At 42.3% G+C, this 13,285-nt stretch carries 13 protein-coding genes; 7 read left to right on the top strand and 6 right to left on the bottom strand.

Annotated elements, in window-relative coordinates; all coding sequences use genetic code 11:
- The first annotated feature begins 48 nt into the window (after positions 1–48).
- The gene (locus ACTWQL_RS02310; RefSeq protein ID WP_443140814.1) at positions 49–3,096 is read left to right on the top strand and encodes an efflux RND transporter permease subunit; all 3,048 of its coding nucleotides are present in this window, start codon (positions 49–51) and stop codon (positions 3,094–3,096) included.
- A 223-nt stretch (positions 3,097–3,319) separates the two neighbouring features.
- Entirely contained in the window at positions 3,320–4,057 is a 738-nt protein-coding gene (locus tag ACTWQL_RS02305) for a CAP domain-containing protein (protein WP_443140813.1), read from the top strand.
- A gap of 350 nt (positions 4,058–4,407) precedes the next feature.
- On the opposite strand, the gene chrA is transcribed toward ACTWQL_RS02305, so the two are convergent.
- A complete protein-coding gene (gene chrA, locus ACTWQL_RS02300) occupies positions 4,408–5,574 on the bottom strand; it encodes a chromate efflux transporter (RefSeq protein WP_443140812.1) in 1,167 nt (388 codons plus the stop codon).
- Between the two features lie 18 nt (positions 5,575–5,592).
- Positions 5,593–5,901, bottom strand: coding sequence for a PadR family transcriptional regulator (locus ACTWQL_RS02295; RefSeq protein ID WP_443140811.1), 309 nt, complete (start codon positions 5,899–5,901; stop codon positions 5,593–5,595).
- A 213-nt stretch (positions 5,902–6,114) separates the two neighbouring features.
- Here ACTWQL_RS02295 and ACTWQL_RS02290 point away from each other — a divergent pair, with 213 nt between their 5' ends.
- Positions 6,115–6,303 carry a hypothetical protein gene (locus tag ACTWQL_RS02290; RefSeq protein ID WP_443140810.1) on the top strand — a complete coding sequence of 63 codons (189 nt, stop codon included), beginning with the start codon at positions 6,115–6,117 and terminating at the stop codon, positions 6,301–6,303.
- Between the two features lie 184 nt (positions 6,304–6,487).
- Here ACTWQL_RS02290 and ACTWQL_RS02285 read toward each other — a convergent pair whose 3' ends face one another.
- Positions 6,488–7,960 carry a SulP family inorganic anion transporter gene (locus ACTWQL_RS02285; RefSeq protein WP_443140809.1) on the bottom strand — a complete coding sequence of 491 codons (1,473 nt, stop codon included), beginning with the start codon at positions 7,958–7,960 and terminating at the stop codon, positions 6,488–6,490.
- Between the two features lie 295 nt (positions 7,961–8,255).
- On the opposite strand from ACTWQL_RS02285, the gene ACTWQL_RS02280 reads away from it, so the two are divergent.
- Entirely contained in the window at positions 8,256–8,675 is a 420-nt protein-coding gene (locus tag ACTWQL_RS02280; RefSeq protein WP_443140808.1) for a universal stress protein, read from the top strand.
- A gap of 236 nt (positions 8,676–8,911) precedes the next feature.
- Here the strand turns inward: ACTWQL_RS02280 and ACTWQL_RS02275 are convergent, their stop codons facing one another.
- Entirely contained in the window at positions 8,912–9,064 is a 153-nt protein-coding gene (locus tag ACTWQL_RS02275) for a YjcZ family sporulation protein (RefSeq protein WP_443140807.1), read from the bottom strand.
- Between the two features lie 203 nt (positions 9,065–9,267).
- Here ACTWQL_RS02275 and ACTWQL_RS02270 point away from each other — a divergent pair, with 203 nt between their 5' ends.
- Both ACTWQL_RS02270 and ACTWQL_RS02265 read left to right on the top strand, forming a co-directional pair.
- Complete coding sequence (locus tag ACTWQL_RS02270) at positions 9,268–9,885, top strand: hypothetical protein (RefSeq protein ID WP_443140806.1); 618 nt, start codon at positions 9,268–9,270, stop codon at positions 9,883–9,885.
- A gap of 368 nt (positions 9,886–10,253) precedes the next feature.
- On the top strand, positions 10,254–11,408 hold the full coding sequence (locus ACTWQL_RS02265) for a glycosyl hydrolase family 18 protein (protein WP_443140805.1): 1,155 nt from the start codon (positions 10,254–10,256) through the stop codon (positions 11,406–11,408).
- Positions 11,409–11,563: 155 nt separating this feature from the next.
- On the opposite strand, the gene crcB (ACTWQL_RS02260) is transcribed toward ACTWQL_RS02265, so the two are convergent.
- Positions 11,564–11,917 (bottom strand): fluoride efflux transporter CrcB, encoded by a 354-nt coding sequence (gene crcB / locus ACTWQL_RS02260; RefSeq protein WP_443140804.1) that lies wholly within the window; start codon positions 11,915–11,917, stop codon positions 11,564–11,566.
- Positions 11,914–12,303 (bottom strand): fluoride efflux transporter CrcB, encoded by a 390-nt coding sequence (gene crcB / locus ACTWQL_RS02255; protein ID WP_443140803.1) that lies wholly within the window; start codon positions 12,301–12,303, stop codon positions 11,914–11,916. The genes crcB (ACTWQL_RS02260) and crcB (ACTWQL_RS02255) overlap by 4 nt, the downstream gene beginning before the upstream one ends.
- Before the next feature lie 558 nt (positions 12,304–12,861).
- Between crcB (ACTWQL_RS02255) and ACTWQL_RS02250 the strand changes: the two genes are divergently transcribed.
- Positions 12,862–13,206, top strand: coding sequence for an ArsR/SmtB family transcription factor (locus ACTWQL_RS02250; protein WP_443140802.1), 345 nt, complete (start codon positions 12,862–12,864; stop codon positions 13,204–13,206).
- The last annotated feature ends 79 nt before the right edge of the window (positions 13,207–13,285 follow it).

The following is a 13,285-nucleotide window of genomic DNA, read 5'->3' as shown; positions in this document are numbered from 1 at the left end:
GTTACAATTAACGGTGCAGCTTAACCAAAACAAGAAAGGGGAGAGGACATGAATTCATTAATCCGATTCAGTCTCAAAAATGTTGCCGCTATTTTCATTATTACTTTTTTAATCATTCTCGGAGGATTTTACGCAATCACCAATCTCCGTATCGAAATGTTCCCGGATATTGAAGATCCGACATTGACGGTTGAAGCCGTCTATCCTGGAGCTTCACCTGACGATGTAAACAAAAATGTTACAACCAAACTCGAAGAACAGTTCAATTCGCTTGAAGGATTGAAGACACTAAATAGTTCATCCTACGAAAGCTTCGCATTGCTCTCACTGAATTTTCCACACAACACGGATCTTGATAAAAAAGAACAGCAAGTGAACAAATTGATTGAGGAAGCGAATCTTGAAGATTCTGTCCAAACGGATGTCAAACGCTTTTCAATGGATATGATCCCGATTTATGATATCTCCATCTTTGCAAAAGGGGATACAGAGCTCGATGCGTATCTCGAAAAAAACGTCATCCCGGACATCAAAAAAATATCTGGAATTAATGAGGTCCAGGTTTCGGGGCAAAAAGAGAATCTTGTCCAGATTTCGGTTGATCAGGAAAAAGCGCTTCAAAACGGGCTAACGCTACAATCCATAAATAATCAAATCAGCGAGAAATACTTCTCCTATCCAGCTGGTCAAGTGGAAGCGGATGAATTTCAGATCCCGGTCCGTGTTGAACAGGATTTAGAAACGATGGAAGAACTGGAAAACCTCCAACTTACAACCCAAAACAATCAACAAGACCCAACATCCATTGCATTAAAAGAGATCGCACAGATTGAAGAAGTGACCGAGAGAGCAGAGCTGACACGCTACAACTTGAAGGATTCACTTTCTATGATGATTACGAAAAAGCAGGATGCGAATACGGTCGAAGTGGCTGATCAAGTGACAGAGGTTTTGAAAAAGCATGAAGACCAAATCGATTATTATGTAAGTTTCGACACAGCGCAGGGCGTGAAGGAGTCTGTTCATACTCTTGTCCGCGAGGGCTTACTCGGGGCGTTATTTGCTTCACTCGCCGTATTACTTTTCTTACGTAATATCCGCGCAACGATCATTGCGATCATCTCGATTCCGTTTTCTTTACTCTTTTCATCAATTTTCTTATTACAGCTCGGAATTTCATTAAACATGATGACCCTGGGCGGAATGGCCGTTGCGGTCGGGCGGGTGGTTGATGACAGCATCGTGGTCATTGAAAACATCTTCAGGCGTGTGAGGAAATCACCTGATAAAAAAATCACCAATGAGATTATCACAGATTCAACGAAAGAAATTTTCAAAGCCATCGTCTCTTCAACTCTGACAACGATCGTGGTCTTTTTACCTCTCGGCTTAGTCGAAGGGGATACGGGAGGATTTTTCCTGCCATTCGCACTTGCGATCACGTTCGCACTTTTTGCGTCGCTTCTGATTTCGGTCACGCTGGTACCAATTTTAGCGAAATATTCGTTTAAAAAAGCACCGAAAGAAGAGAAAGAAGGGGCGTTGCAAAAATTTTATGGAAAGTTGATTGAACGTTCTCTAAATCATAAAGTAACTGCGATCCTACTCTCACTGGTGCTATTGGGTGGTTCCTTTGCACTTGTACCGACACTCGGGTTCACGTTCATGCCGAATGAAGAGCAGAAGATCTTCAATGCGACGATTGAATTGCCTGCAACAACATCAATGGAACGGACGAATGAGGTCTCGCTCCAGATGGAAGGGATGTTTGTCGATAAAAACGAAATTGAAAATGTGACCGCTGGTGTCGGAAGTAAGGATTTCTTTACCGGTTTGAAAAAGGAAAACAAAGCAAGCTACTACTTGACGCTGAAAGAAGACACTGACGTATCCGAGTTTTTAAAAGAACTTAGAGGCGATATGGAAACAATCATGGATGCTGAAGCGGAAGAAGGAGAATTCAACGTCATGGAATTTGCTGCCGCCGGTCCCCCGACGAACAACAGTGTCTCGATCGATCTCTATTCAACGGATCTTGAAAAATTGCAGTCGGCTGCGCTTGAAGTTGAAGAATACATGAAAGACAACGATGATCTAAAAGATATTTCGAATAATTTTTCCGAAAAACAAAAACAGTACCTTGTTGACATCGATTCAGATAAAGCTGGGGAAAAAGGGATTCCAGGCATGCAAATCCTTGGGATGATTTCAGATCAAACAAAACCTGTGCAGGTTGGCGAATTGAATTTGAATGATGAGAACAAAACCGTTCAATTATCCTATGAAGATCCTTTAAGTGTTGAAGCCCTTGAAGAAATGGAAATCTACGGTCCTCAAGGTCCAGTGAAATTGAAAGAGATTGCAGATATTAAAGAAACGGATAGCTTCACAGCGATTCAAAAGCTTGATGGTAAAGTCTTCGCGCGTGTGACAGGTCATGTGAAAGGAAACGATGTGCAAGCTGTTACGAACGAAGTGGTTAACGGTGTTAAATCAGATATTAAACTTCCTGCAGGTGTTGCTTTTGAGAGTGGCGGCGGAAGTGAGGAGACGACAGCTGAATTCCAACAGATGGGGATTGCGATGATTTCGGCAATGGGTCTTGTCTATTTGACGATGCTCATTACATTTGGAAAAGCGCGAATACCAATCATCATCTTATCTTCACTCATTTTCGTTCCGATCGGTTCATTCACGGCTCTGTATTTAGCAAAAGAACCACTTTCCATTAGTGTCATGATTGGATTCTTGATGCTGATCGGAATCGTTGTGACCAATGCGATCGTCTTGACTGACAGGATTACTAGGAACAGGGATGAAAAAGGAATGACTGTACGTGAAGCGTTGATCGAAGCTGGGAAAACACGATTGAGACCGATTTTAATGACAGCTTTGGCAACGATTGCGGCGTTGACCCCGCTTGCATTTACAACATCGACAGGAACGTTCATTTCAAAAGGATTGGCATTGACGGTTATCGGTGGTTTGACTTCCTCCACATTGCTGACATTGGTTTTGATTCCGGTCCTTTATGAAGTATTCTTTTTCAGACAAAAGAAAAAAGAGCGAGACAAGACGACCGATCTTTCCATGTAAACCGGATAATTCTGTTTTGGTTTACATTTAAAGAAAGTATAAATACTTTCTTCAATATCTACGCCTAAGGCTTGACTTTGCCCGAGTTTTCTTTATTATGGCTCATTTGAGGAGTTTCCATTTTACCGTTATTTTCCCTCTGCACCAAGTGTTACTCAGGGTTAAATACGATCTACATGCAAACATTAAGAAGGCATAAAACCTTCGAAAAGGAGATAGATGCATGATAAAACGTATCGCAACCCTGGGTCTCACTGCACTCCTTTCAGCAGGAATGCTGGCTGGATGTAACATAGATGACACAGGCCAAAAGAACGAAGAAGGTATGCAATATAACACGGTAAGATATGACCGCCAGAATGATCGTACGAGGATCAACCAGAATAATCGATTCACACCGATTTGGGGAAATGGCGGAAGTTTTCAAAACCGATATAATGCACCTAATGCTCAAGGTCCATATGGTCAGCAATATGGAGGAGGTTTCCAGAACACTCAGCCGAACATGCAACAGCCAGGTGATACAACCCAACAACCTGGTGACACAGCCCAACAGCCTGGCGGCAATGCAGCGATGAGTGAGATGGAGAAGCAGGTCGTCGAATTGACGAACCAGGAAAGAACGAAAAATGGGTTGCCTGCCTTAAAAGCTGACGCAGAACTTGCTCAAGTTGCACAGAAAAAAGCAGATGATTTGGTCCAAAACAATTACTTCTCCCATAATTCACCGACGTATGGATCACCGTTCCAAATGATGCAGCAAAATGGTGTCGACTACACGTCAGCGGCTGAAAACATTGCAGCAGGACAACAATCAGCTGAACAAGTTGTCCAACAATGGATGAACAGCCCAAGTCACCGCGAGAACATCATGGATGCCCAACTTACACATATCGGGGTTGGACGTTCAAAAGGCGGTCAACAAGGCAACTGTTGGTCACAAATGTTCATTCAAAAGTAATGACCAAGTGTCAAGCCTCTCTAATGAGAGTGCTTGGCATTTTTTCTTTTCTAGAGAGGTGGTTAATTTCTGATTAAACAAAAGAGACTTTCTTAAAGATTGCTAAAGGACACAGGAGACCTTATTTTCCCAAAAACCGTTCATTTTTAAAAATAACGGACACCAGGGCTCTTATTTCGTTAAAATGAAATTTTCACAAATAAGGGCTCTGGTGTCCGCTAAATTCTGAATAACCTCATTTTTGTCCAAAATAACGTCTCTGGTGTCCGTTACTCAGGAGAAGCTATGTAAACCAAAAAGGCTGGTCCTAAACATTGGTTTGATGTTTGGGATCAGCCCAGCCATTGGCTCTAAATATATCCTAAAATCATACCGCCGAGTGCTCCTGTTACCACTACAATCCATGGTGGGAGCTTGTAATAGACCAACATGCTGAACAATACAGCTGCAAAAGCGAAATCAATGGCGCTTGTCACAGAACTTGTCCAGATCGGCTGATAGAATGCGGCAACCAGAATCCCTACGACAGCAGCGTTTACTCCGAGTAGAGCCCCTTTCATTTTCTGATTCTTTCTCAAAGTATCCCAGAATGGTAAAGCTCCGAATATCAAAAGAAATGCAGGTAGGAATATCGCGACAGTTGCAAGTAATCCGCCTTTCCAACCATTGATGACGGCACCTAAATAAGCTGCAAACGTGAATAGCGGTCCAGGAACAGCCTGTGCAGCGCCATATCCGGCGAGGAATTCTTGTTCAGTCAGCCAGCCGGTCGGTACAAATTCTCGTTCTAACAACGGCAGGACAACATGCCCGCCGCCAAAAACAAGCGCACCTGCTCTATAAAAGCTGTCGAACATCGCGATCCAATTGGCACCGGTCAACTCTCGTAAAAAAGGGAGAAGAGCTAACAGACCGAAAAACAGGATGATACAAACAGTCGCAAAACGTTTTGACAACGGAATCCGGAAGTCTTCTGCGTCTTGATCGCTTTTGTTTTTGAAAAGAAACAGACCAATGATGGCAGCTCCGATAATGATACCAACCTGAGTGAATGTCGTCTGCCAAATGAGTGTAATGACGACGGCGAGCAAAGCAAACGTCTTCCGACTTTTGTCAGGGGTAAGTTTAGATGCCATTCCAAGGATCGCATGGGCGACTACGGCGACTGCCACCAGCTTAAGCCCCTGGATCCAGCCTGCGTCTGCAATGTCCAATTCTTTTAAAAGGAGCGCAAATAAGATAAGCGCAATGACAGAAGGTATGGTGAACCCTAAAAAGGCAATGAAACCGCCAATCGCCCCTCCACGAGCAACACCGATTCCAATCCCGACCTGGCTGCTTGCGGGTCCCGGTAAGAACTGGCATAAAGCGACAAGGTCAGCATAGGTCCGTTCATCAATCCATTTTCGTCTCCGTACATATTCTTCATGAAAATAGCCTAGATGTGCAATGGGTCCTCCAAATGAAGATACACCTAGACGCAAGGATATCAGTAAAATCTCCAAGAATCTTTTCATTGGTTGATTGCTCCTTTCTTAGTCGTTGATTTCTTTGAAAAGTTCATAAGCCTGTTTTCGTGCTTCCTTCAGAACCGTTTCCCCAGCCACAGTAGTGGTGTAATACTTTCTGATTTTACCTTCAACGTTGCGGTCTTCTTTCAGCAAAAGCCCATCTTTCTCCATCGAGTGTAAAATCGGATACAAAGTTCCTGCGCTGATATCATAGCCATGCTCCTGCAACTCCTCAACCATCCACGATCCATAGATGGGATCCTCTTTTGCGTGGTGTAAAATATGGATCTGAATAAAGCCTAAAAACAGCTTACGTAATACTTTATCGGTCATATTATAGCCGCACCTCCAAATATCGGAAACCAATATCGATTTTCGAAATCGAAATTCGATATCATCATAACATTATGTTTAACACCTGTAAATGATTATGTTATTGGTATACTTAAACCTGGAGGGATCGTTGTGACTGTCACCCTAGGTCCCTACGCTCCTCCTCGGCAAAGCGCTTATGAAAGGTTATATGGTAAAAAGGTGGTCCATAATATGTTGATGCCATGGGAGTTACATCAGTTGTTAGGTGAACATGGATTCAACATCAAGACGATGCAAGGGGCATTTTCAGGAAAATATACACCGAATTCGAATATCATCGATTTATTGGACAATAATTGGGTAGCCAAATCAGCTTTGTCTTTCTTGTGGGCGTTCGCAGCTGTGAAAGTATCAACGTAAAAATTAAGCATATAAGCTTCTCGTTGCAAGCCTTCTCGCTTACTTGCACATAGATATGGTGGCTTCATCTTTCACCACAAAAAACAAAGTTACAAAAACAAAAGGTGCCGGACTGTCCAGCACCTTTTTCATCAGGGCAACTAAGGCTCAGCCTGCGCAAAGGCTTGGCTGATCTAAGTTTTACTTAGTGGTTTGCTATTTTTGCACCGTTTTTATCGTAAACAGCCAACTGATCGATCAGCTTATGGCTATCTGCATTCAATCCGATGATTTTTACATTCACATCATTTTGTTTATATTTCAAGACGATTTTATCAACAGCTCCGACTGCTGAATCGTCCCAGCAATGGGCATGTGTGAAATCGACGATCACGGTTTCTACTTCATCTTTAAAGTCGAATTTCGCTACGAAGTCAGTTACCGAAGCAAAGAACAATTGCCCTCTTACCTCGTATGTTTTCGTATTCAAGTGTTGTTCGATTTTCGTATCGACATGTATTTTCGAAATTTTAGCAGCAAAGAAGATCGCGCTTAGGATGACCCCGGCAATGACTCCTTTTGAGAGATCGTGTGTCACTACGACTGTCACAACGGTCACGATCATGACTGCTGCATCTGTTTTCGGCATGACATGCAATTTTGTTAATGAAGACCAATCGAATGTTCCGATTGAAACCATGATCATGACACCAACCAGGGCGGCCATTGGGATTTGAACCAATACATTGTTGAAGACTAGGATCAACAGCATGAGCACGATACCAGCAACGAGGGTAGAAAGTCTTCCTCTACCGCCTGATTTTACGTTGATGACAGATTGTCCAATCATGGCACATCCTGCCATTCCACCGAAAAATCCAGCTACGATGTTTGCTGTCCCTTGACCTTTTGCTTCCTTGTTCTTGTCACTTTCCGTATCTGTCATATCATCAACGATCTGAGCTGTAAGAAGCGATTCCAACAAACCTACAATCGCTAATGCAAAAGAATATGGAAAAATGATTTTTAATGTTTCAAAGTTAAGCGGAATTTCTGGGATCAAGAACATCGGTAAAGCTTGCGTCAATTGTCCCATATCCCCGACTGTCCGCACACCAACACCAGATGTTACCGCAATCACTGTCATAACGATGATGGCGATCAACGGTGATGGAACAGCCTTTGTAAATCTCGGGAAAATATAAATGATAGCTAAAGCACCAGCGACCATTGCATACATGATCCACGTTTCACCGACAAAGTGTGGCAGTTGGGCCATGAAGATCAAAATCGCCAAAGCATTGACGAATCCGACCATGACCGACTTAGGGATGAATTTCATCACTTTTCCAAGCTTTAATACTCCCATCAAAACCTGGATGATACCTGTCAATATCGTTGCAGCCAGTAAATATTGCAATCCATGATCTGCGACGAGTGTGGTCATTAGAAGTGCCATCGCACCTGTTGCTGCAGAAATCATCCCTGGTCTGCCGCCTATAAAAGCAATGACAACTGCGATACAAAACGATGCATAAAGACCAACCATCGGATCTACCCCAGCTATGATTGAAAAGGCGATCGCTTCAGGAATCAATGCTAGTGCAACGACGATACCGGCGAGAACATCACCCCGGACGTTGCTAAACCATTCTTGTTGTAATTTTTGTACGTTCAAAGACTTAAAGCACCTCTCTCTTTCTATATATTAAAATGAATGACTTTCAACTCTCATGAAAGTCGGGGCCGTTGTGAACATACGGATTATAACACCGTTTGTAAACGAAAGGTAATACCAGGAAAGCGGATTCTTCTGCTGAAATCTCCAATTTTCACCTGAATTCTCTGTCTCATAGAACAATCTTAGAAATTCGTCAATATGATAAAGTTTGAAAATTGTAAAATCAATGAAAAAGTGAGAAAATCAGATTACCATAACACACAATTTACTGTAACGTATTGGGGAGGAAAACATGTTTACACGGATCCTATTAGCATCAGATGGTTCAGAGCACGCTATGCGAGCAGCAGAGAAAGCAAGCTTCATTGCAAAAGGCGACGAAAAAGCGAAAGTGACGATCGTTTATGTAATTGATGGCGCTACGTCAAAAACAGATGTTTTATCAGAAGGGAGCAAAGAAGCGATTGAAGAAAAACGTAAAAGAAGACTGCAGAATACGGAGGAAGTTCTCGTGAAAAATGAGATTCCATATGAAATAAAGGTCCTGAGGGGCGAACCTGGCCCAACAATCGTGAAGTATGCAAATGAAAATACCTATGACCTGGTTGTCATCGGCAGCAGAGGACTGAATACATTTCAGGAGATGGTATTGGGGAGTGTCAGCCACAAGGTTGCTAAGCGAGTCCATTGCCCGGTCATGATTGTGAAATAGAACTTATCCTTTTTTATGTATAATAAACCTCATTTTGAATAGTTCTGTATAAATAAAGAAAACCTGGCAAAGACAAGCCTTGGCGCAGGCTGAGCCTTAGTTCCTTAAAAAAGCAATTGCTTTTCCTTCGTGCGGTGTTTTTCTTCCGAAGCCGCCAGCTTGTACTCATTTACTGAAGAAAGTATTTTATCCTTTCTTTAAGTACAATAAAAAGGGGTAGGTAAAACCCCTTTCTATTACCAGCCCCAGCCGAATCCACCACCACCGCAAAAGCCGCGACGACGTCTTGGTCTAGAAGCTGCTGCTCCGACGATTACAAGAAGTATGAACAGGATCAGAATCAATACTGCTACTTTTCCTGTATTTACACCACCTACTGCATCACTCATGAAATAACCTCCTTATTCACCATAAGATAGTATTATCCTATGCTTGTACTACAAGGCTTGTTTGGGTAATTGGACAAGACTTTCATAAATTGGTTAAGTGCCTTTAATACTACTTCTCACAATAAATAGTCCTAAAATACCAAATGGAGACGAATTCTATTTCAAGATCATTAGAACGATAAAAAGTAGAGAGAGGTCTTGCTATGCAAATTACACCTCCAAATCCAGCGGGTCAGATTATCATTCAATCCGATCAAGTGGTTCAAAAGCCATCTGAGTATACATTGGTCGGAAAAGGCAGAAGTGCGTTTGTATTTAAGGATGAAAGATATAACACTGCAGTGAAAGTGTTTTTTACTCAATTTGCTGATCTTGCAAAGCAGGAAGGCGAAATATACAAGAGACTTAGCGGTTCACCATTCTTTCCAGAAATCTATGATGTTGGACCGGATTTTATTGTAATGGAGTATATTGAAGGTCATACCTTTTATGAATGTTTACAAAAAGGGATTCCGATCACAGATGACATGATCGACAAAGTGGATGAAGCATTGGATTTTGCCAGATCAAAAGGTCTTAATCCATCGGACATCCACCTGCGAAATCTCATTTTTACAACGGATGGGGCAGTCAAGGTGATCGATGTAGTACGTTTCACGCAAGATAAAAAGTGTCGTCAATGGGATGATCTGAAACGTGGCTATCACCGTTTTTATAAGAGGTTATCTTTAAAGAAAATTCCGAGGGGGCTCATTGAACTCATTGCGCTCTATTATAAAAAAGTTATTGTGCCACTCCGTTCAAAAGAACTTACCGATTGATCGAAAGTCGTTGATACACATCAGCGGCTTTTTTTACTTAGGCTGTTTTCGCAAACTTTGTTGCTCTTGCACTTAAAGAAAGTATAAAATACTTTCTTCAGTATAAGGGCAACTAAGGCTCGACCTACAAAAGGCATGGTCTCGGCAAGTTTTCTTTAAAAGTCGTTGATTTCCGCTCCAGGATGCTCGCTTTCCGCGGGGCTTGCGGTGAGCCCACTATGCCAAGTTTTCTTTACGCCTCATGGCATAAGTGCAACTAAGGCATAATCTACGCTTAAGCTTGATTATGCCAAGTTTTCTTTATGTGCATAACTCCTCTTACCGTTACAAAACCTAAGGACACGAAACATTTTAGAGGAGTTGTTCTGATGAAGAAATTAATGATGATCTTATTTTCACTATCTCTTGTTTTGACGGCTTGTGGCGGCAATAACAACCCTGGCTCTAATGCCAGTCCTGAAAATACAGAAGCAAATCCACATCCGTCACCTGAATCCAATGAGACGAAGATTCAAGAGGTCAATCCGCAAGACACTAAGCATGGTAAAATGCAGATTGAAACGATCGGATTCTTAGAACCCATCGACCCGAATACAGCAGTCAATGAAGTGAAAAAGGTTGGCAAACACTTGTCCAACGTCGCTTTTTTCAGCTACCAGGTCAAGGCCGACGGAAGTTTAACCTCGATCAAGGATGATGCTGCAATTGCAGCGGCGAAAAAAGCTGGTGCTACACCGATGATGGTGCTTACGAATTTTACAGAAGGGAACTTTTCACCTGATATCGCCCACACCATTTTTACGGATAAGAAAGCGAACAAGACTCTGATCCAAAACGTATTAACAACGATGGAACAAAAAGGATATGAAGCATTAAACATCGATTTTGAGCATATCCGCGAAAAGGATCGTGAGCTGTATAATGGATTTCTTGACACAATCCTCCCGCAAGTAAAAAAGGCAGGTTACACCGTTTCTACTGCTCTGGCTCCTAAAAAGAGTGATGAAGAAGCAGGTCCCTGGCATGGTGCACATGATTATAAACGTCATGGAGAGCTAGCTGATTATGTGATCCTGATGACATACGAGTGGGGCTGGTCAGGCGGACCTCCAATGGCGGTTTCTCCGATTCCTCAGGTAAGAGAAGTAGTTGAATATGCTTTATCCAAAATTCCACCAGAGAAAATTGTTATGGGCGCACCACTTTATGGCTATGATTGGACCTTGCCATACGAAAAGGGTGGTAAGTTTGCAAAACGATTGTCTCCAAAAGAGGCTGCCGATCTTGCCATCAAAGAAAATGTAGAGGTTCAATTCGATAACAAATCCCAAGCACCGCATTTTAAATATAAAGACGATCAAGGAAAAGAACATGAAGTCTGGTTTGAAAATGAGCAAAGCATGCAAGCAAAATTCAATCTTGTAAAAGAATACAAACTTAGAGGACTTGCGTATTGGGTACTCGGAGAAGAGTTTCCTGAAAACTGGACGATGTTAGAGGATCAATTTACGACCAAAAAATAAAGAAAACTTGGCAAAGCTAGGTCCTAGCGCAGGCTAAGCCTTAGTTTCCTTTTAAACCTTCTTTAAATATTTAAAGAAAAAGCCCTGGACAACGAAATGTTCAGGGCTTCCTAATTCCATCAAGAAAACTTGGCAAAATCGGTTTTGATCGCGCTTCAAATGTAAAGACCAATAGCCGCTCCTATAAGACCGAGCAGGATTGATGAAAACAGATAAATGCTCACGGTCTTGAACCTCTTCGCTTTCAACAACTCCATCATTTCCATACTGAACGTTGAAAAGGTTGTGAAAGCACCGCAAAAACCGATTCCGAACATATGCCAAACCCATTGTGGGGATTGATTGGATATGTAAAGGCCAGCCAATACGCCAAGGATAATCGAACCCGATAGGTTGACGATCCATGTGGCAAAGGGAAAGGATGAATTGCTTTCTCTTGGGATCCATTTGCTGACTAAAAAGCGGAATAGTGCTCCGATCGAACCGCCAATCCCGACTAGTGCCATCATCCAGTTTCACCTCTTTCTTCGACTTTCCGGTAGGCGAGTCTAAAACCGAAGTTGGATAAGGCTAGTCCACCAGCCACGCTTGCCACTACATATACGATTGTACTTAAAATCTGTTCATGTTGCAGAAGCTGAATCGATTCAACCGAGAAGGTCGAAAAGGTGGTGAAGGATCCTGTAAAACCAGTGCCGATCAATAAAGATAGATTTGGTGACACCAATTTCTTTTGAGTGATGAAAGTCAAAAACCAGGCCAGAAAAAAGCACCCGACCAAATTGACAAATAAAGTCCCGATCGGAAAACCATTCTCCGTATACAACCACTCACCAAGCATGTATCTGCTGATCGAACCGAAAAAACCTCCGATCATGACGAGTAATAGATTCAATATCGTGCACCTCATTTATTTAGGCTGTTTTCGCAAATCTTTGTTGCTCTTGCACTTAAAGAAAGTATAAAATACTTTCTTCAGTATAAGGGCAACTAAGGCTCGACCTACAAAAGGCTTGGTCTCACCAAGTTTTCTTTAAAAGTTGTTGATTTCCGCTCCAGGATGCTCGCTTTCCGCGGGGCGTGCGGTGAGCCCATTCGTCGCCTTGCGACCTCAGGAGTCTCCTTTTCAAGGAAGCATTTGTGCTCCTGCGTCTACAAGAAAGTCCTGTCGAAGCGAGCTTCCTCGTCGCATGCCTTGCGAGGAGATTATTCAGGGAGTAGGCACGCTGATCCCGCAGGAGTCTCGCACCTTGCTCTCCAATCGACTTGCACAAGGGGGTTCATTACCAAAATGACTACCAAAGCAACAATCTTTTAAGAAATGAGCTTTTATTTAAAACGGACTATTGAAAATACTAAACATAATGTATCATAATTTACTGCGGGAAGTAATTATTGATTGCATATATAAGAATATACTTATATAATGATTTTGGGTTGGAGGTGAATCCTAATGGAAACGACAATAATCGAAACGGAAAAAGCGGCACAAGTTTTAAAACTGCTCGGGGATAAAACACGGCTTACGGTGATTTCACTCGTCAACGAGCAGGACTGTTGTGTTTGTGAATTCGTCGAGATTTTAAAAATGAGTCAACCAGCAATCAGTCAACACCTCAGAAAATTACGGGATGCTGGACTTGTAAAAGAACAACGAAAAGGACAATGGATCTTTTATTCCATTAATAAAGAGTTTGAAGGATACTCTATGATCAAAGAAATCCTGAAGCATGTCCCTGATGGGGCGCATCATTTCGAAGCACTCGAAAAAGCAGGGCTGCGAATCCGCTGCACTTGAAGAAAGTACATAGACTTTCTTCAGTATAAGTGCAACTAAGGCTTAATCTACGCTAAAGCTTGATTTCGCCAAGTTTTCT

The sequence above is a fragment of the Pseudalkalibacillus sp. R45 genome, from assembly GCF_052246725.1.
Taxonomy (GTDB): domain Bacteria; phylum Bacillota; class Bacilli; order Bacillales; family Fictibacillaceae; genus Pseudalkalibacillus.
This window is presented reverse-complemented; position numbering and strand designations above follow the sequence as displayed.